The sequence below is a fragment of the Streptomyces sp. ICC4 genome (assembly GCF_003287915.1).
Lineage (GTDB): Bacteria > Actinomycetota > Actinomycetes > Streptomycetales > Streptomycetaceae > Streptomyces > Streptomyces tritrimontium.
This window is the reverse complement of the sequence record NZ_CP030286.1, coordinates 1,103,195-1,122,066: the sequence shown is the minus strand read 5'-3', so window position 1 is coordinate 1,122,066 and position 18,872 is coordinate 1,103,195. Positions and strand designations below refer to the sequence as shown.

Here is an 18,872-nt window from a genome sequence, read left to right as displayed (position 1 = left end):
GTTGTTGATGTAGTGCGACCGTGTTGGTGTCTCATGGGTGACAGTTCCGCTGTCGCCGGGCTTGGCGGGCGCGGTGGTGGAGGTTGCCCGCGGCTTGCGTTTCCAGGCTGGTCTGCGATTCGAACGTCCAGGCGTCGCCGAGGCTGCGACCGCCCCGGCGCATCATCGTGCCGGATGGCAGTGGGATCGTCCCCGGCCGCGGCCGGGGCGCCTTCCCGTTCGCCATGGTGATCATCGGGGCGATCCCGGAGGGTAGCCACTCGCTGACGACCCTCCGGCAGCGTGAGACACGCGCACGCGCAGGACGTAGAGGTCTTGGGCAGGCTGCCGAGTGAGACAGCGAGACGGGATCAAACCGCACGGATAAGCGGGCCGTCCACGTCGATCAGGAGCAGGGGCTTCTTCGGGTCCATCCCGGCAGGATCGCCTTCCGGGAGCCCGATCGGCAGCCCATTTATCGATCCAATGAGACATCAACGTCTCATTCGGGTTATGCTTGTCTCATGGCCATGGATCGTGACCAGGTGCTCCGCGACGCGGCCGCCCTGCTCTCCCGCAAATCGACCGCCACGATGGACGAGGTCGCCCGCGCCGCCGGAATCGGCCGCGCGACCCTCCACCGGCACTTCGCCGGGCGCGACGCCCTCGTACGGGCGCTCGAAGAGCTCGGCATCCGGGAGTTCGAGGTGGCGTTCGACAACGCCCGCCTCGAGGAGGACACGGCGGTGGACGCGCTGGGGCGGCTCATCGCCGAGGCCGAGCCCAACGCCGAACTGCTGGCCTTCCTCGTCACCGAGAACCAGCTCTTCGAGGGCGACCAGGTCAACGAGGGCTGGTCCCGGCTCGACGCCCGCGTCGGCGCGCTCTTCCGGCGCGGCCAGCAGGAGGGCGACATCCGGATCGACCTGAGCCCCGCCTGGCTCACCGAGGCCCTTTACAGCCTCATCGGCGCCTGCGCCTGGGCCGTCATGGACGGCCGGGTCGCGGCCAAGGACTTCCAGTACATGATCACCGAGTTGCTGCTCGGTGGCGCACGACGGAGTGTGGAGAAATGAGCCGTACCGAACAGCTGACCCAGGCGAAGGGGGCGGAGGGCAGGGGCTCCGGGCGCTGGATCGCGCTCTCCGTGCTCGTCCTGGCCGTGCTGCTGGTCGCGGTCGACGCCACCGTACTCGGTCTCGCCACGCCCGCCCTCAGTGAGGACCTCAAGCCGTCCGGCACCCAGCTGCTGTGGATCGGCGACATCTACTCCTTCGTCATCGCCGGCCTGCTCGTCTCCATGGGCTCCCTCGGTGACCGCATCGGTCGCAAGAAGCTCCTCCTCGTCGGCGCGGCCGCCTTCGGCGCCGTCTCGGTCCTCAACGCCTACGCGACCAGCCCCGAGATGATGATCCTCGCCCGGGCCCTGCTCGGCGTGGCCGGCGCGACCCTGATGCCCTCCACCCTCGCGCTGATCCGCAACATCTTCCACGACCCCAAGGAGCGCAGCCTCGCCATCGGCATCTGGGGCGCCACAGCCTCCGCGGGCGCGGCCGTCGGACCGGTCGTCGGCGGAGCCCTGCTCCAGCACTTCTGGTGGGGTTCGGTCTTCCTCATCAACCTCCCCGTGATGATCGTCCTGGTCATCGTCGGCATCAAGCTGCTGCCCGAGTCCAAGAACCCCGTCGCCGGTCCCTGGGACCTGGTCAGCGTCGGGCTCTCCCTGGTAGGCATCATCGGAGTCGTATACGCCGTCAAGCAGGTCGCCACCCACGGCATGGGCTGGGAGGTGTGGGCCGCCGCCGTCATCGGAGCGGGCGCGCTCTACACCTTCGTACGCCGCCAGTTCACCCTGACCGCCCCCCTCCTCGACATGCGGCTCTTCAAGCACCGCGGCTTCTCCGGCGCGGTCCTCGCCGACCTGCTCACCGTCTTCGGCCTGTCCGGACTGGTCTTCTTCCTCTCCCAGTTCCTCCAGCTCGTCCAGGGCCGCGAGCCGCTGGAAGCCGGCCTCGCCGAGCTGCCCGCCGCCGTCGGCGCGGTGGTCACCGGTCTGGCCGCGGGCCGCTGCGCCCGCAAGTACGGGGTACGGGTCATCGTGACGGGAGGCCTCGCCGCCATCGGCGTCGCGCTGGCCGCGCTCACCGTCATCCACAAGGAGACCGGCTACCCGCTGCTCGGCGCGGCCCTGCTCATCGTGGGCCTCGGCGCCGGCTTCTCCTTCACCGTCACCGCCGACGTGATCCTCTCCAGCGTGCCCAAGGAGCAGGCGGGATCGGCCTCGGCCGTCTCCGAAACCGCGTACGAACTGGGCGCGGCCCTCGGCATCGCCCTGCTCGGCTCGGTCGTCACCGGCGTCTACCAGGGCTTCACCGCCCCGGCCTCCGTCTCCGGCCCGGTGGCCGACGCCGCCCACGAATCCCTCGGCGGCGCCGTCGAAGCGGCCAAGACGCTCGACCCGGAGACCGCCTCGCAGATGGTCGGGGCCGCCCAGGAGGCCTTCGTGGACGGCCTGCGGCTGGCCTCCGGCGTCGGCGCGGCCGTCCTGCTGGCCACCGCCGCGGCCGCCTGGTTCCTCCTCAAGGGCCAGGAGCTCCAGGACGGCCTCGAGCACTGACGTCGCGCCAGGCCGTGGTGTCCCGTGCGGAGTTGACAGTCCGTGGAAGCGCGGGACACCATCCCGGCGATGGAGATCACCGATCTGACCCCGGCAGAACGCCGCGTACGGGACGCCTTCCCGCGCGGAGAGCGCGTCGACTTCAGGGAGGACCCCGACGAGGACGCCTCCGACGGGATCGGCTGGGGCCCCGAGCGGACGGTGCGCGCCGAAGTCATCACGGCCTTTCTGCTGGGCGGGAGTTCCGCCGACGGGCAGGTCGCCGGCCTCAACGTCAGGGGCGCCCGGATCACCGGCAAGCTGGACCTCAAGTACGCCGTCGTCGAGCACGCGATCCGGCTGCGCGGCTGCTGGTTCGAGCGCAAACCCCTCGTCTACGGGGCCCAGTTGCGCGCCCTGGTCCTGAGCGACTCGGCGCTGCCCGGACTGACCGGGACCTCCGTGAGCATCGACGTCGTCCTGCGGATGCCCTGCTGCAAGATCACCGGGCCCGTCCGGCTCTCCGGCGCCCGGATAGCCGGCGGCCTCTTCCTCCAGCGGGCGGTCATCGGCGCGCCCGGCCCCGCCGAAGAGGCCCAGGAGCCGCCGCTCCAGCTCAATCACGCCGACATCGGCACCGACATCATCGCCATGGACCTCACCGTCCACGGCCAGACGCGCATCAACGGCGCCACCGTCGGCGGCCAGATCAACCTCAACGGATCCCGCCTGCTCGCCCCCGGCGGCATCGCCCTGCACGCCGAGAACCTGACGGTCGGCACCGACCTGCGGGGCCACCGGATGGAGGCCCGCGGCCTGGTCAACCTGACGGGCTCCCGCATACCGGGCCAGCTCTACCTGGGCCACTCAGTCTTCGACAACCCCGGCGGGGTAGCCCTGCGCGCCTCCAGCTGCGTCATCGGCGAGGTCTGGCTGAACCGCTGCGACAAGATCCGCGGGCTGGTGAGCATGCGCCGCTCCCAGTTCGACATGCTGCTCGTGCCGCCCGGGACCTGGCCGGAGAAGATCCGCATCGACGGGCTGACCTACCGCACCCTGGCCCCGCACCTGCCCGCCGAGGAGCGGCTGCCCGCCCTGGAGCGCGAGGAGTCGGGCTACCTCCCGTACGCCTACGAACAGCTCACCTCGGCCTACCGCACGGTCGGCGACGAGGCGTCCGCCCGGACCGTGCAACTCGCCAAGCTGCGCCGCCACCGCCGGACCCTGCCCCGGCACGCCAGGTTCTGGGGGGTGCTCCAGGACGCCACCGTGGGCTACGGCTTCCGGCCGCTGCGCGCCGCGGGCTGGCTGCTGGCGCTGCTGGTCACGGGAACGGTCGCGTACGGGCTCCACCCGCCCCGGGAGCTGAAGCCGGGGGAGGCGCCGGAGTTCAACCCGCTCTTCTACACGATTGACCTGATGCTGCCGATCATCGGCTTCGGCCAGGAGGCGCCGTTCGCACCGGACGGCTGGTACCAGTGGCTGTCGTACCTGCTGATCGTGACCGGCTGGATCCTCGCCACGACGACCGCGGCGGGCGTCAGCCGGTCACTGCAGCGGCAGTGACCGGCAGCAGGCGGCGGCAGGGGCGCTACGCGGCCTTGGCCTTCGTCGCGTACATGTCCACGTACTCCTGGCCCGAGAGCCGCATGACCTCGGCCATCACCGAGTCGGTGACGGCGCGCAGCACGTAGCGGTCGCGGTCCATGCCCTCGTAGCGGGAGAACTCCATCGGCTCGCCGAAGCGGACGGTGACCCGGCCCGGGCGCGGCATGCCGGCGCCGCCGGGCTGCAGCTTGTCGGTGCCGATCATCGCGAAGGGGACGACGGGCGCGCCGGTCATCAGGGTCAGGCGGGCGATGCCGGTGCGGCCGCGGTAGAGGCGGCCGTCGGGGGAGCGGGTGCCCTCGGGGTAGATGCCGAAGATCTTGCCCTCTTCGAGGATCCGGCGGCCGGTCATCAGGGCGGCGACTCCGCCGTTGGCCCCGTCGCGGTCGACGGGGATCATGCCGGCGCCGGTGAAGAACCAGGCCATGGCCCGGCCCTTGATCCCCTTGCCCGTGACGTACTCGTCCTTGCCGATGAAGTGGACCGTGCGGTCGCAGACCAGCGGCAGGATCATCGAGTCGATGAAGGTGAGGTGGTTGCCCGCCAGGATCACCGGCCCGGTGCCCGGAATGTTCTCGATGCCCTCCACACGGGTGCGGAACATCAGGCGCATGACGGGTCCGACGGTGGCTTTGATGAGCGCGGTACGGAACAACGTGGGCCCTCCGGCATCGAAAAGCGGTTTCGCGCACCCACCACACGGCGGTAGTGCAGGTGAGGACGATACTCGCGGGTCAGCTCTGATCGCACATCGGGTTCACGAGGTGGATACGCAGTGTTGACGCGCGTTCGCGCCAAGTTCGGCCCGTGCACCCCCGCGCGCCACCGCCGCTTGCCTACCATCGGCACGCGAAATCGGGCCGCAGGACCCGGAGATCCCGGGACACCCGGCCCTTACGCGATGGGGAGTGGCACTCATGACGCAGGGTGGGGCAGCACGGCGCACGGTACTGGGTGCGGCCGTCATGGCGGCGGGCGGGGCCTTCGGCGGTCTCGCGGCGGGAGCGGGACCGGCCGCGGCGGCGGAGCGCGGCCGCGGCGGCGGATCCGGCGGGTACCGGGACCTGCCCGTGCCGACGGTCATCGGGCACCGGGGGGCCAGCGGCTACCGGCCCGAGCACACGATCGCCTCCTACCAACTCGCGCTCGACCTCGGCGCCGACGTGGTGGAGCAGGACCTCGTGCCCACCAAGGACGGCCACCTGGTGTGCCGCCACGAGAACGAGATCGGGGGCACCACCGACGTCGCCGACCACCCCGCCTTCGCCGCGCGCAAGACCACCAAGACCGTCGACGGGGTCTCGGTCACCGGCTGGTTCACCGAGGACTTCACGATCGCCGAGCTGAAGACCCTGCGCGCGAAGGAGCGCATCCCCGCCGTCCGCCAGCGCAACACGCTCTACGACGGCCGCTGGGACGTGCCCACCTTCGAGGAGGTGCTGCGCTGGGCCGACCGCGAGGGCAAGCGGCGCGGCAAGCGCGTCTGGCTGCACGTCGAGACGAAGCACCCCACCTACTTCCGGGGCCTGGGCCTCGGCCTGGAGGAGCCCCTCGCCCGGCTGCTGCGCCGCCACGGCCGCGACGGGCGCGGCGCCCCGCTCTTCCTGCAGTCCTTCGAGCCCTCCAGCATCCAGCGGCTCTCCCGGCTGGTCTCCGCCCCGCGCGTGGTGCTCTTCTCCGCGGCGGGCACCCGCCCCTGGGACTTCGAAGCGGCCAAGGACCCCCGTACGGTCGCCGACCTCGTCAAGCCCGAGGGGCTGAAGTGGATCGCCGGCTTCGCCCAGGGCATCGGGCCGACCATGGACCTGATCCTGCCGCGCGACGCGGCGGGCCGGCTCGGCGCCCCCACCACGCTGGTCGCGGACGCCCACGCGCAGGGGCTGATCCTGCACCCCTACACGGCGCGCAACGAGAACAGCTTCCTGCCGGCCGAGTACCGCAAGGGCACCGACCCCGCGGCGTACGGCGACGCCTTCGGCGCCTTCCGCACGTACTTCGAGCAGGGCATCGACGGGATCTTCACCGACCAGCCCGACACCGGGCTGCTCGCCGCCGAGGCCTACCGCCCGGGCCGGGGCGTCAACCCGTAACCGCGGGCCCTCGTACGAGTGGGCCGGGCCCGGCGGGGAAACCGCCGGGCCCGGCCCACTCGTCCCGCCCGGCATGGACCCGCTGAAGGCTGAACTCGCCGACCTGTTAGTGAAGCTCCGCCCGCTGCTCCGGGCCGAGGCCGCCGCGGAGACCGCGGGCACCGGAGTGGACGCCGCCGATCTGGAACAAGCCGTCTGGGTCAGGCTGCTGGAGAACCGCCGCACCCCCGCGGAGCCCGTCGACTGGCTGCGCCGGGCGGTGCGGGCGGAGGCCCGCCTGGTCCGCCGCCGGGTCCGGCGCGAAGTTCCGTACGGCCACCGCGATCACTCCGAGGACGCCGAGGACGGCGGGGCCGGCGGGGCCGGTGGTGCTACGGGCGGCGCCGCCCGTAGCACCACCGGGACGGAACCGGAAGACGCCCTCCTGCACGGCGAGGAGAACAGGGCCCTCCGATCGGCGGTCGCCCGATTGCCCGGGCGGTGTCCGGAGCTCATGAGGGCACTTATGTCGCCCAGGGACCTCACTTACCGTGAAATCGCAGGAGAGTTGGGTATCTCACAAGGAAGTTTGGGGCCCGTCCGTTCCCGATGCCTGGGATGTCTGCGCAGAATGCTGGCCGTAGAGGTTGCGGCTCCGGCCCTGCGGGGAATGGAGCGGTAGACCACAGGGCCACCAGGTGAGCGGGAGGCATGCGCACATGGGCATGAGCGTGACCATTTCGGCGGCAGTTGCCGAGGATGCCGAGCAGATCATCAAGCTGCAGTACCTGGCGTTCCAGAGCGAGGCCGAGCTGTACGGCAACTACCGCATCCAGCCGCTCACCCAGTCCCTGGACTCCCTCAAGGAGGAGCTGGCCTCGGACACCGTCCTGGTGGCCCGGCTCGGGGACGAGATCGTCGGGGCCGTGCGCGGAAACGTGGACGAAGAGGGCACCGGCAAGATCGCCAAGCTCTGCGTCCACCCGCGCCTCCAGGGCCACGGGCTCGGCGCCCGGCTGCTGACCGCGGTCGAGCAGGTCCTCGCCGGCCACGACGGGACCACCCGCTTCCGGCTGCACACCGGCCACAAGAGCGAGTCGAACCTGCGGCTCTACCGCAAGGCCGGCTACACCCAGGTCGGCGGGCGCACCGCGTCCGACGGCGTCCGCCTGGTGATCCTGGAGAAGGAGGCCAAGGAGGCCACCGACTTCGCGGTCAGCGCGTAGGAACCCCTGACCGCCGGGCGCCCCGCACCGGGCGTCCGGCGCTCGGGTGTCCGGCGCTCAGCGCTTCGCGCGCAGCCAGAGCATCCCGGTGACGGGAAGGACCACCGGGATGAAGAGGTAGCCCATCCCGAAGTCCGACCACACGGTCGCGTCGGGGAAGGCCTCGGGCCGCAGCAGGGTCCAGGTCCCGACGGTGAGCACGCCGGCCAGCTCGGCGGCGCAGCAGATCCGCGCCGCCTTGCGGGCCGTCTCCCCGCCGCGGACCAGTGAGTACGTGATGAAGGCGTAGACCAGGGCGGCCGCGGCCGACAGCGAGTACGCCAGCGGGGCCCGGTCGAACTCGGTGGAGATCTGGTAGAGCGACCGGGAGACCGCGCCGACGGTGATCACTCCGTAGAGCCAGACCAGCAGCACCCCCGGCCCGCTCACCAGGCGCCGCCGCTCGGCGGCGGGCCCGGCGGCGTCCGCGCCCGTGTTCGTGTCCGTGTCAGGCACCGGTGCTTCCCCAGATGTCGTAGAGCCGTACTTCCAGCACGGCGAGGACGACGGCGCCCGCGGCCACCGTCACCGAACCCCACTTGGTCCGCTCGGTCACCGAGAGCATCGCGGCGGCCGGGACGGCGGCGAAGGACCCCAGCAGGTAGGCCACGAAGAGCACCGTCCCCTGCCCGGGCTTCTCGCCCCGGGCGAGCTGGACCAGGCCGATCACCAGCTGGGCCAGGACCAGTACGGTCACCACCGCCATGCCGATGAAGTGCCAGTCCTTGGTCGGCTGGTCGCGCGAGGCGGCGAAACCGCACCAGGCGGCGAGGGCGAGTGCGGCCACGCCGATGGCGACCGTCAGGGCGTCGAGCATGCAGCGAGGGTATTACGGGCCGAAAGACCCGATGCGCTCACCCCTGCTCCGGGGCCTTCCTGGAGGGCATGAAGCTGCAAGGGAGCCACGGAACCGCTTTTCGGCGCGCTGCTGTTCGACAACGACGGCACGCCCGTCTCCTCCATGGAGTCGGTGCACCAGTGCTGGACCCTCCCCCAGACTCCGTCCGGGGGGACCCCTGGCCGGGGAGTTCGGGATCGCCGAGGAGGCCTTCGGGGCCGTGGTCACCTCGGCCACCCTCCCCCAGCTACCGCTGGGAGGTGCCCCCTGGCTCGCCGAGGCCCGGCTGCGCGAGGCCGGCATCGAGTGCCCGGAGCTGGTGGCCGCCGACGACATCACCCGCGGCAAGCCCGATCCGGAGCCCTTCCTGCTGGCGGCCGCCGGCTCGGCGTGGATCCGGCCCGCTGCGCGGTCTTCGAGGACGCCCCGGCGGGGCTGGCCGCGGGCCGTGCGGCGGGCATGACGACCGTGGCCTTGACCACAACGCACGCGGCCGCCGAGCTCAACGCCGACGTGGTCGTGAGGGACCTCTCGGCCGTGTCCGTGCTGGTCGGAGCCGATGGGATGACGATTGAGACGGACGACCGCCCCTGACCGCTGTTGTCCGCTATGCGGTCGAAATCCGTCCGGTATTCGGACAGCGTTGATCGGTGACGGGGAACGTCTGGTTTACTGGGGCCCATGACCACGACGAGCAGCCGCACCCTTGCGACCGAGGCGACGATGACGCCCGGTGCTCGTTGTATGTGTCGAATGTGCGCCTTCTGAGGGCCCCCTTCCCGCAGTCTCGCGCCCCGAAGCGAGACCGGCCGAGCTTCCTCCGGCACTCCCGTGCGACCCGGATCGCTCCTGCCCCGCGCATGCGTTGACACCGCCGTTTTCCGACGGTTCGACCCGTATCGCGTCCCCAGATGTTTGCCCCGTGCCCGGCACCCGCTGCGCCGCGCACTCGACAGCGACGGAAATCCTGTGATCACCACATCGGGCCTCACGAAGGTCTACCAGTCCCGTGGCCGCGAGGTCACCGCCCTGGACGGCGTCGACCTGCACGTCCGCCAGGGCGAGGTCTACGGAGTCATCGGCCAGAGCGGCGCCGGCAAGTCCTCCCTGATCCGCTGCGTGAACCTGCTGGAGCGCCCCACCGCCGGCACCGTGAGCGTCGACGGGGTCGACCTCACCGCGCTCGCCGGCCGGGGCCGCCGCGCCGGCAAGGAGCTCCGAGAGGCCCGCAGTCGCATCGGCATGGTCTTCCAGCACTTCAACCTGCTGTCCTCGCGCACCGTCCAGGGCAACATCGAACTGCCCCTGGAGATCCTCGGCGTCTCCGGCCGGGAACGCTCCCGCAAGGCCGCCGAACTCCTCGACCTCGTCGGCCTCACGGACAAGGCCAAGGCCTACCCCGGCCAGCTCTCCGGCGGCCAGAAGCAGCGCGTCGGCATCGCCCGCGCCCTGGCCGGCGACCCCAAGGTGCTGCTCTCCGACGAGGCCACCAGCGCCCTGGACCCCGAGACCACCCGCCAGATCCTCCAGCTGCTGCGCGACCTCAACCGCCAGCTCGGCCTGACCGTGCTGCTCATCACGCACGAGATGGACGTGGTCAAGTCCGTCTGCGACTCGGCCGCGCTGATGAAGCGGGGGCGGATCGTCGAGTCCGGCACCGTCACCGAGCTGCTGGCCACCCCCGGGTCCCAGCTCGCCCACGAACTGTTCCCGCTGACCGGCGCCGCGACCACCGCGGAGCACACGGTCATCGACGTCACCTTCCACGGCGACACCGCGACCCGGCCGGTCATCTCCCAGCTGGCCCGCACCTACAACATCGACATCTCGATCCTCGGCGCCGCGATGGACACCGTCGCGGGCAAGCAGATCGGCCGCATGCGCATCGAGCTGCCCGGCCGCTACGAGGACAACGTCGTGCCCGTCGGATTCCTGCGCGAGCAGGGCCTGCAGGTGGACGTGGTGCACTCCGTTGCCGATGCGGCAGACGCGGTGGACGTGGACGGCGAACTCGCCGAGCTGGTCAAGGATGGTGCGAAGTGACCTGGTCCGAAATGCAGCCGCTGCTCACGCAGGGCACCTTCGACACCCTCTACATGGTGCTGTGGTCCGCCCTGGTGACCGTGCTCGGCGGCCTGCCGATCGGCATCCTGCTGGTGCTCACCGACAAGGGCGGCCTGCTCCAGAACCGCGCGGTCAACAAGGTGCTCGGCGTGATCGTGAACATGGGCCGCTCGCTGCCCTTCATCATCCTGCTGATCTTCCTGATACCGGTCACCACGGCGATCGTGGGCACCTTCATCGGCCCCACCGCCATGATCGTCCCGCTCGCCATCGGCGCCATCCCCTTCTTCGCCCGGCTCGTGGAGACCGCGGTCCGCGAGGTGGACCACGGGCTGGTCGAAGCCGTCGAGTCCATGGGCGGAGGCATCCCGACCCTGGTCGGCAAGGTGCTCCTCCCGCAGGCCCTGCCCTCCCTGATCGCGGCCGTCACCACGACCGTGATCACCCTGATCGGCTACTCGGCCATGGCCGGCGCGGTCGGCGGCGAAGGGCTCGGCTCCAAGGCCATCACCTACGGCTTCCAGCGCTTCGAGACCGGCTTCATGGTCGCGACCGTCGTCGTGCTGATCGTGCTCGTCACGGTGATCCAGCTCCTCGGCGACGGCGTGGTACGCCTCCTCGCGCGCCGGGGTCGGACAGCCTGATCCGGGCCTGAGCCGGACATTCACCAACTTTTTCCCAGAAAGCCCGCACTTGTCGTGCTTGGGCCGTCCTTCACACAGCAAGAAGCAAGAAAGGCACTCTTCGTGCGCAAGAACATCAAGCTCACCGCCCTCGCCGCCACCGCCGCCGCGCTCACCCTCTCCCTGAGCGCCTGCGGCAGCTCCTCGGACCCGTCCTCCACCAAGGCCGACGGCGGCAAGGTCGACGAGAGCAAGCCCCTGGTCATCGCGGCGTCCCCGACCCCGCACGCCGACATCCTGAAGTTCGTCAAGGACAACCTGGCGGCCAAGGAGGGCCTCAAGCTGGAGGTCAAGGAGTTCACGGACTACGTCCTGCCGAACACCGCCACCCAGCAGGGCCAGGTCGACGCGAACTACTTCCAGCACGTGCCGTACCTCGACGACTTCAACAAGAAGAACGGCACCGACATCGTGCCCGTCGTGAACGTGCACCTGGAGCCGCTGGGCCTCTACTCCAAGAAGGTCAAGGCCCTCACCGACATCAAGGCCGGCCAGACCATCGCTGTCCCCAACGACCCCACCAACGAGGGCCGCGCGCTCCAGCTGCTCGCCGCGAACAAGCTGATCACCCTCAAGGAGGGCGTCGGCACCGGCGCCAAGCTGTCGGACATCACCGACAAGAAGGGCCTGGAGTTCAAGGAGCTGGAGGCCGCCACGGTCCCGCGCGCCCTGAACGACGTGGACGCCGCCGTCATCAACGGCAACTACGCCATCGAGGCCAAGCTCGTCCCGGCCAAGGACGCGCTCGTCCTGGAGAAGGCCGAGGGCAACCCGTACGCCAACATCCTCGCGGTCAAGAACGGCAAGCAGGACGACCCGCGGATCCAGAAGCTCGCCAAGCTCCTGAACTCCGACGAGGTCAAGAAGTTCATCACCGACAAGTACGAGGGCTCGGTCATCCCCGCCTTCGGCAAGCCGGCCGCCTGATCATCCCCTCCCGGCCCCGCCGGGCCGTCCGGCCCCGTACGCCCCACCGGTGTACGGGGCCGGCCGCTGCCCGCTTCCGGGCAGCCCGGCCCTGCACATCCCCAGGCCGATGCTGCATGCTGTGGCCTACGACCCGCGGCAGCGGTCCGCACGAACGGGCCCGCACCACGGTCGCCTCGCACCACGGTCGCACCACGGTCTCAGGCTTGGAGCTGCGCATGACTACCACCTTCCCGGACGTCACCATCAGCACGGACCGGCTGGTGCTGCGCCCCTTCGAGGAAGAAGACGTCACCGCGCTCACCGAGATGATGAACGACGAGCACATCACCGCCTGGACCGCGGTCCCGCACCCCTACACCAGCGCCGACGCCGTCGAGTGGGCCACCAGAGCCGCCCACGAGGAGCGCACCGGCGGCCGCGGCATCGTCTTCGCCGTCACCGAGTTCCTCACCCACCGCCTGGTCGGCATCGTCCACCTGCAGGGCACCGACTGGCGCCTGCGCGCCACCGAGGTCGGCTACGTGACCGCCCCCTGGGCCCGCGGCGAGGGCTACGCCAGCGAGTCCGTACGCGCCGTCGCCCGCTGGCTCTTCCGCGAGCAGGGCTTCGAACGCCTCGAACTGCGCACCGCCGCCGACAACACCGCGTCCCAGCAGGTGGCCCAGAAGGTCGGTTGCATCAGCGAAGGCGTGCTGCGCAGCGCGTGCATAGTGCGCGTCCAGAACCCCGACGGCTCCTGGTCCGACGGCCGCAGCGACCTCATCGTCTGGGGCCTGGTCCCCGAAGACCTCGACGACGAGGGCGACGAGTACGCGGACGGGTACGCCGACGGCTACTCCGGCGAGTACGCGTCGGGCTACTCCACCGACTACTCGGCCGACTACTCCATCGAGCACTCCACCGGGTACGGCGGCAGCGGGATCCGCGCGTCCGACGCGAACGGCTACGCCGTCTCGTCCGACCGGAACTGACCCGATGACCAGGTAGTCTCACCGTGCCCCCACCCCCCGAAGGCCACGGGGAGCGGCTGCGCGGGGGGCATGCCGGGAGGCGTGGGCCTGCCGTAGCTGCCCTGCTGGTAGGTCGTGTGCTGGTACTCCGGAGGCGCGGTGAAGGTGGGCTCCGGCGGCCGGATGCGGGGCATCGCGGCGACGGCCTTGGAGAGCTCTTCCGGGGTGGTGCAGGCGGGTTCCTGACGGGAGGCGGTGGCCCCGTCGTTGGCGAGGGCGCGCATGGCGAGCTCGCCCAGGCCGCGGTGGACTCCGGCGCGGACCTGGTCGGGGGCGATCAGGCCGACGCCCTTGGGCAGGCCGGTGAGGCCGTACGCGTCGTTCTCGTACGGCCAGCGCTGGGTGAGGGCGGCGTACAGCAGGGCGCCGATGGCCTCGGTGTCCGCGCGCTGCGGGGTCTCGCTGGTGATGCCGCGCAGGGCGGCGTTCACGGCGAGGCCGCGGATGCGGTACTGGCCCGAGGAGGTGCGCAGTATGGCGCTGGGGGTCAGGCGCAGGTGCGCCAGGCCCTCGCGGTGCGCGGCGGTCATGGCCTGGGAGACCTGGCTGACCAGCTGGTAGGCCTCGTGCGGCTCCATGGGGCCCGCCGCGAGGACCGCGGTGAGCTCCGTGGCGTCGGGCAGCCACTCGTGGACGACGTAGACGAGGTCGTTCTCCTCCACGGCGTCGAGGACCTGGACGAACCGGGGGTCGCCGAGCAGGGCGGAGGAGCGGGCGGCGGCCAGGACCGCGCGGGCCCGGGCGTGGTCGGCGGGCAGCAGGTGGACACCCACCGCCCTGCGCAGCTTCTCGTCCATCGCGCGCCAGCTGCTGAATCCGTCCACACGGGTGACGCACTCTTCGAGCCGGTAGCGTCTGGCGAGCTTGTGACCGCTGTGGAGTTCGGGAGCGGCCGCAGGTGCCGCGTTCCTGCGCTCGCCGTCCTTTTCGGGCATGGATCCGTCCGCGGCTCGTCCGTTCTGGGTGTCCACCCCGTCGGCCGTGGCCTTGACCGCCTCAGCGGCCGGCGGCTCGTCGCCGCCGTTGTCGGCCACGTCGACGGCAGCCGTGCTACGTTCCGCCACCGTCGTCCCTGCCTCCCCATCCGTTACGCGCTGTCGGCCATCCTGCGAAGCCATGCCAATTGTGCCCACAGTCCGGCGCTCTGCACGACACGCTAGGGAAGGGGATGGTTGTGCGCATCAGCGCCCCAGGCGTCCGCGCACCATTCCGACCATCGCGTTGAGTTCTTCGATGCGCATCCGCTTGGCGGAGACGATGAACACCGCGGCCAGCGCGATAGCGCCGGCCACCAGCGCGGTGAGCGAACCGAGCGCACCGTTGCCGAGGAAGCGCAGCACCGCGAAGGCGACCGCGCCGGCCACGGCGGCGGCGGGGACGCAGGCGCCGATGAGACGGGTGTAGGTGCGCATCACGTGCGCCCCGTCGAGGTCGCCGCCGAGGCGGGTGCGCAGCCGGCGCCAGGCGACGCCGACGCCCACCGCGTAGCCGAGGCCGTATGCGGCGGCCATGCCGACGACGGCCCAGCGGGCCGGCAGGACGAAGAAGGCGGCGGTGGAGACGCCCGCGTTGACGGCGGCGACGATGACCGTGTTGTAGAAGGGGGTCCGGGTGTCCTCGTAGGCGTAGAAGCCGCGCAGGACGACGTACTGGACCGAGTACGGGATCAGGCCGAGGCCGAAGGCCATCAGGATGAAGCCGATGTTCTGGGCGCTCTCCGCGCCGGAACCGGCGTAGAGCAGGCCTGCCATCGGGACGCCCAGCGCGAGGAACGCGAAGGCGCAGGGCACGATCGCGACGGCCGAGGTGCGCAGGCCGTAGGAGATGTCGTCGCGGACGGCGGCGGCGTCGCCGTCGTGGGCGGAGCGCGAGATGCGGGGCAGGACCGCGGTCATGACGGAGACGGTGATGATGGCCTGCGGCATCTGCCAGAGCAGCAGGGCGTAGTTGTAGCCGGTGATGCCGGTGCCGCCGTGGCCCTGCTTGTCGGCGACCTCGCCCGCCCAGGTGGCGAGCTGCGTGACGACGATCAGTCCGAGCTGGTTGGCGAGGACGAAGAAGAACGTCCACTTCGCCAGGCCGGCGGCCTTGCCGAGGCCGTGGCCCTTCCAGTCGAAGCGCAGCCGCGGCTTGAAGCCGGCGTCGCGCAGGTAGGGAACCATCGCCAGGGACTGGACGACCAGGCCGAGCAGGGTGCCCAGGCCCAGCAGCCGGACGCCGTCGGGGGTGATGCCGGCCTCGGTGACGCCGGTGGTGGTGAAGCCGCCGAAGGCCCAGATGAAGGCGCTGAAGGTGGCGATGACGACGATGTTGTTGAGGACCGGGGTCCACATCATGGCGCCGAACCGGCCGCGGGCGTTGAGGATCTGACCGAGGACCACGTGCACGCCCATGAAGAACATGGTGGGCAGGCAGTAGTGGGCGAAGGCGACGGCGACGTCCAGGCGCTGCGGATCGTCGGCGATCTTCTGCGACATCATGCCGATGAACAGCGGGGCCGCGAGGACGCAGATGGTGGTGACGGCGCCCAGCAGGACGATGACGAGGGTGAGCAGCCGGTTGGCGTAGGCCTCTCCCCCGTCCTCGTCGTTCTTCATCGCGCGCACCAGCTGCGGGATGAAGACCGCGTTGAGGGCGCCGCCGCCGACCAGTACGTAGATCATCGTCGGCAGGGTGTTGGCGACCTGGTAGCTGTCGTTGAGGGTGGCCACGCCGATGGCTCCGGCGATCACCAGAGTCCGCATGAAGCCGGTGATGCGGGAGACGATCGTGCCGGCGGCCATCAGGGCGCTGGACTTCAGCAGGCTGGAGGCGCGTCCGGCGGGCTTGCTCGGCGCCGGTGCGGCGACGGGCGCGTCCTCCGCCGGGGTGCGCGGTGCGGCCTCCTGGTCCCGGTAGAGGTGTGCGAAGGCGTCCGGCTGGGGCTCCTGGCCGGCGGCCTTGGTGACGAGGGAGTCCACGCCGACGAACTGCGTGGTGGTGGCGTGGTCGCCGTAGGGCAGGTGCCGGGAGGGGCCGTCCGGCTCGGGCGGCGGGGTCTGGGCCCAGACCCGCGGGTCGGGGGCGTAGGAGGGGGCCTGCGGAGCCGCGTAGAGCGGGCCGGGCTCCTGGAAGGTCCCGGGCGGCGGCGGCGGGTGCGAGGCCCGGTCGTAGAGGACCTCGGCCACCGGGTCCTGGGCCGACAGGTCCTGTGACCGGTACGGGTCGTAGGCGTAGGCGTCCTGGACATACGGGTCGTGGTCCGGCGCGGGCGCGGGCGCGGGAACCTGCCCCGGCACCGGGGCGCCGGGGGCAGTGCCCTGGGAGGGCGCGGGCCCGCCAGTGCCCTGCGCGCGGTCACCTTCGTACGGCGCGTTCATCGAAACCCCACCTCATCGTCCCCAGGCCGACCGGCCACGGCGTCGCTCAACGGTCCACTGTCTCACCCGTGCCGGACGGGTCCGCGCTTTGCGGTCCGGTGTCCGGGGACTCGTCACTCTGCTGCGTGCTCTCCTCCACGGCGGCGCGCGCCGCGACGCGCTTGCGGCTGGCGTACATCTTGATGCCGGCCAGCACGAGCAGGAGGACGCCGCCGGCGATGACGAGCATGACGGTGGGGGTCACTTCGGTCGCCTCGACCGTGAACGTGCGTGCCTTGCCGTAGGGGACGCCGTCGGTCGTGAAGAGCTGCGCGGTCACCTCGACGGGGCCGCTCGCGGTGGCGTTGGCGGGGAACTTCACGGTCTGGCTGTGCCCGCCCTGGACCGCGACTTCTTCCTCGGCCTGGCCGCTGTCGCCGAACATCAGGCGGGTCGGGTTGGCGGACTGCACGCGCAGGACGAGGTTGCGGGTGTCCTGGACCAGGCTGTTCTGCACGCTGACCGGGATCGTCGCGCTGTGCCCGGAGAGGGTGGCGTCGGACTTGGGGATGACCCTGACCTTCTCGGTGAGGCCGATCAGGTACTTCTGCACCTGGTCCCGGTAGTCCAGGGCCGGGCCGGGGCGGTCGCGCCAAGAGGCGGACATCTCCCGGTTGGTGGTGTTGCCGAAGGGGATCTCGACGCGGTCGGGCGCGGTCAGGATCACCTTGAAGTGGTCGAGGGTGTTCTCAGTGCTGCGGATCTTCTCGAAGGCGGAGACCGGCAGTTCCTGCTTGCTGAGCTCCTCGGGGTACTGGCCCGCGCCCGGGACCTGGGTGGCGGCGCGCGGGTCGGGCGTCGCGGCGGCGGCCGCCTCCAGGTCGGAGGGCTGGGTCCAGCGGCCCGGCTGCAGGCCCCGGATGGCGGCGGCCATCGTCTGTGCCTGGCTGGCGGACGGCATCCGCTGGGGAGCCACGACGAAGCTGCGCTGGTTGTCGGTCTTCTGCAGGTTCAGGGCGAGCGTGTGGGCGAGGAAGCGCTGGATCGCGAGCGCGGAGTTCCCGGCATCGAGCATGTCGCCCTGGAAGGCGGTGGAGAGCTCTGCGTCGGAGACCACGGCCGTGGTGCCCGCACCGATGGGGCGGGCCGCCGAGGGGGTGTAGCCCAGCGCGCCGGTCTCCTGGAGGCTGTCGCTGCGGGTCAGGACGTTGTGGGCGCCGGCCGAAGTCGCGACGTTGACGATGGACGGGTCGATCGCCCCGTCCACCGGCCAGGAGAAATCGGTGGTCGCGGGGACGTGCAGGACGGTCTCGACGGCCTGCTTCGCCTTGTCGGTGGCCGGCCGGAGCTGGCCCAGCGTGCCGGAGACGTCCTTGCCGCGGTGGGCGAGCGAGGCGATGTCGGGGTCCGCGAAGGGCAGCGCGACGACCTTCTTGCCCTGGACGGCGCTCTCCAGCGCGCTCAGCCACTGTTCGGCGACGGCCTTGTTCTTGCCCTGGACGGTCCGGCCGTCGGGGGTGCGGATCCGGTAGCCCTTGGTCATGGCGTCGACCGTGTAGAGCAGGTCCGGATCGATCACCCAGGTGATCGGCAGATCCTTGCCGAGCGAGACCATCTGCTCCAGGCGCCCGCCGGGCCGAAGCTCGTCGGCCAGGCTGTCGTCGAGGAAGACGGGGGTCTGGAGCTCGTCCGAGCCGGTCTCCGCGGTCAGGTGCGTGGTGGAGATCAGCGGCCACACGTACGAGATCTGCGAGCGCTTGGCCGCGGCTTCCGGCTGCCAGGGCAGGAAGGTCCGCTGGATGCCGAGGACCTGCTCGTACGGGCGGCCCTCGGTCTCCCCGGACAGCGAGACGCCCAGCTGGTAGACGCCGTCCTTGTCGAGCTCCAGCTTGTTCACCGGAACCTTGAGGGTGAAGGGCTGGGAGACCTTCGAGGGCAGCGAATCGATCTTCACGGCGAATTCGGCACCGACCTCGGCGGGGTCCGCCCCGGCCCGGAAGGCGCCGCGATCCGCTGCCTCGTCGATGGAGCTGCGGTCCCCCAGCGCCGGGCCGACCCGCAAGCCCACGTGCGCGTCGGTGATCTTCTCGCGGCCGTTGTTGACCACGGTGCCGGAGATCGTGAGGGTGTCGCCCTTGACCGGGGCGGTGGGCGTCAGGCCGTCGAGCCGGATGTCGACGGCCGCGGCGGCCTCCGCGGCCTGGGCCTCGGGGGCGGGTGAGTAGACCAGGGCGGCGAGGACCGGGGTTCCGGCGAGCAGGACGACCGCGCGCCGCAACCAGCGCTTGCGGGCAGGAGCGGGGGGCGCCCCCTGGATGTCTGCCGCCTCGGCCACGCGCTCCCCCGGTCCCTCGAAGTGTCAGTGGTCGTCGTTTGTGCGTCCACGCATGGTAACGAGGCCCGCTGTGCGCGAGTGCCGCGCCTTGCTCCACATGATCGGGTCCGGCCCGGTGCCGCCGTGGGCCGGGGTGGCCGTAAACGCGGGAGCTCCG

The 18,872-nt window shown here is 71.1% G+C and carries 15 protein-coding genes and 2 pseudogenes; 11 read left to right on the top strand and 6 right to left on the bottom strand.

Annotation, left to right across the window (positions count from 1 at the left end):
• Positions 1–503: 503 nt before the first annotated feature.
• The 3 genes from DRB89_RS05155 (at position 504) to DRB89_RS05145 (ending at position 4,141) form a co-directional block, all read left to right on the top strand.
• A complete protein-coding gene (locus tag DRB89_RS05155; protein ID WP_112446915.1) occupies positions 504–1,055 on the top strand; it encodes a TetR/AcrR family transcriptional regulator in 552 nt (183 codons plus the stop codon).
• Complete coding sequence (locus DRB89_RS05150) at positions 1,052–2,596, top strand: MFS transporter (RefSeq protein ID WP_112446913.1); 1,545 nt, start codon at positions 1,052–1,054, stop codon at positions 2,594–2,596. The genes DRB89_RS05155 and DRB89_RS05150 overlap by 4 nt, the downstream gene beginning before the upstream one ends.
• A gap of 69 nt (positions 2,597–2,665) precedes the next feature.
• Positions 2,666–4,141 (top strand): membrane-associated oxidoreductase, encoded by a 1,476-nt coding sequence (locus DRB89_RS05145; protein ID WP_112453205.1) that lies wholly within the window; start codon positions 2,666–2,668, stop codon positions 4,139–4,141.
• A gap of 25 nt (positions 4,142–4,166) precedes the next feature.
• Here the strand turns inward: DRB89_RS05145 and DRB89_RS05140 are convergent, their stop codons facing one another.
• Positions 4,167–4,796, bottom strand: a complete 630-nt coding sequence (locus tag DRB89_RS05140) for a lysophospholipid acyltransferase family protein (RefSeq protein WP_112453204.1) — start codon at positions 4,794–4,796, stop codon at positions 4,167–4,169.
• A gap of 304 nt (positions 4,797–5,100) precedes the next feature.
• Here DRB89_RS05140 and DRB89_RS05135 point away from each other — a divergent pair, with 304 nt between their 5' ends.
• From DRB89_RS05135 to DRB89_RS05125, 3 genes are all read left to right on the top strand, one after another.
• A complete protein-coding gene (locus DRB89_RS05135) occupies positions 5,101–6,273 on the top strand; it encodes a glycerophosphodiester phosphodiesterase (protein ID WP_112446911.1) in 1,173 nt (390 codons plus the stop codon).
• 73 nt (positions 6,274–6,346) lie between these two features.
• Positions 6,347–6,934 (top strand): sigma-70 family RNA polymerase sigma factor, encoded by a 588-nt coding sequence (locus DRB89_RS05130; RefSeq protein WP_112446909.1) that lies wholly within the window; start codon positions 6,347–6,349, stop codon positions 6,932–6,934.
• A 37-nt stretch (positions 6,935–6,971) separates the two neighbouring features.
• Entirely contained in the window at positions 6,972–7,478 is a 507-nt protein-coding gene (locus DRB89_RS05125; protein ID WP_112446907.1) for a GNAT family N-acetyltransferase, read from the top strand.
• Positions 7,479–7,535: 57 nt separating this feature from the next.
• Here DRB89_RS05125 and DRB89_RS05120 read toward each other — a convergent pair whose 3' ends face one another.
• Together DRB89_RS05120 and DRB89_RS05115 are read right to left on the bottom strand one after the other, a co-directional pair.
• A complete protein-coding gene (locus DRB89_RS05120) occupies positions 7,536–7,973 on the bottom strand; it encodes a hypothetical protein (RefSeq protein ID WP_112446905.1) in 438 nt (145 codons plus the stop codon).
• Positions 7,966–8,334 (bottom strand): hypothetical protein, encoded by a 369-nt coding sequence (locus DRB89_RS05115; protein ID WP_112446904.1) that lies wholly within the window; start codon positions 8,332–8,334, stop codon positions 7,966–7,968. Before DRB89_RS05115 ends, DRB89_RS05120 begins: the two co-directional genes overlap by 8 nt.
• 292 nt (positions 8,335–8,626) lie before the next feature.
• Here DRB89_RS05115 and DRB89_RS05110 point away from each other — a divergent pair.
• The 5 genes and pseudogenes from DRB89_RS05110 to DRB89_RS05090 all read left to right on the top strand — a co-directional run.
• Positions 8,627–8,949, top strand: a pseudogene (locus DRB89_RS05110) (HAD-IA family hydrolase); the annotation flags it as partial.
• 375 nt (positions 8,950–9,324) lie between these two features.
• Positions 9,325–10,398 (top strand): ATP-binding cassette domain-containing protein, encoded by a 1,074-nt coding sequence (locus DRB89_RS05105; RefSeq protein WP_112446902.1) that lies wholly within the window; start codon positions 9,325–9,327, stop codon positions 10,396–10,398.
• Positions 10,395–11,063, top strand: coding sequence for a methionine ABC transporter permease (locus tag DRB89_RS05100; protein ID WP_112446900.1), 669 nt, complete (start codon positions 10,395–10,397; stop codon positions 11,061–11,063). The genes DRB89_RS05105 and DRB89_RS05100 overlap by 4 nt, the downstream gene beginning before the upstream one ends.
• A gap of 102 nt (positions 11,064–11,165) precedes the next feature.
• A complete protein-coding gene (locus tag DRB89_RS05095) occupies positions 11,166–12,029 on the top strand; it encodes a MetQ/NlpA family ABC transporter substrate-binding protein (RefSeq protein WP_112446898.1) in 864 nt (287 codons plus the stop codon).
• A gap of 218 nt (positions 12,030–12,247) precedes the next feature.
• Complete coding sequence (locus tag DRB89_RS05090) at positions 12,248–13,003, top strand: GNAT family N-acetyltransferase (protein WP_112453203.1); 756 nt, start codon at positions 12,248–12,250, stop codon at positions 13,001–13,003.
• 68 nt (positions 13,004–13,071) lie between these two features.
• On the opposite strand, the pseudogene DRB89_RS05085 reads toward DRB89_RS05090, so the two are convergent.
• The 3 genes and pseudogenes from DRB89_RS05085 to DRB89_RS05075 all read right to left on the bottom strand — a co-directional run.
• A pseudogene (locus tag DRB89_RS05085) lies at positions 13,072–14,106 on the bottom strand (protein kinase family protein); the annotation flags it as partial.
• 117 nt (positions 14,107–14,223) lie between these two features.
• Positions 14,224–16,401, bottom strand: coding sequence for a murein biosynthesis integral membrane protein MurJ (murJ, locus tag DRB89_RS05080; RefSeq protein ID WP_112448020.1), 2,178 nt, complete (start codon positions 16,399–16,401; stop codon positions 14,224–14,226).
• A gap of 46 nt (positions 16,402–16,447) precedes the next feature.
• Positions 16,448–18,715 carry a DUF6049 family protein gene (locus DRB89_RS05075; protein WP_204357682.1) on the bottom strand — a complete coding sequence of 756 codons (2,268 nt, stop codon included), beginning with the start codon at positions 18,713–18,715 and terminating at the stop codon, positions 16,448–16,450.
• Positions 18,716–18,872: the final 157 nt, after the last annotated feature.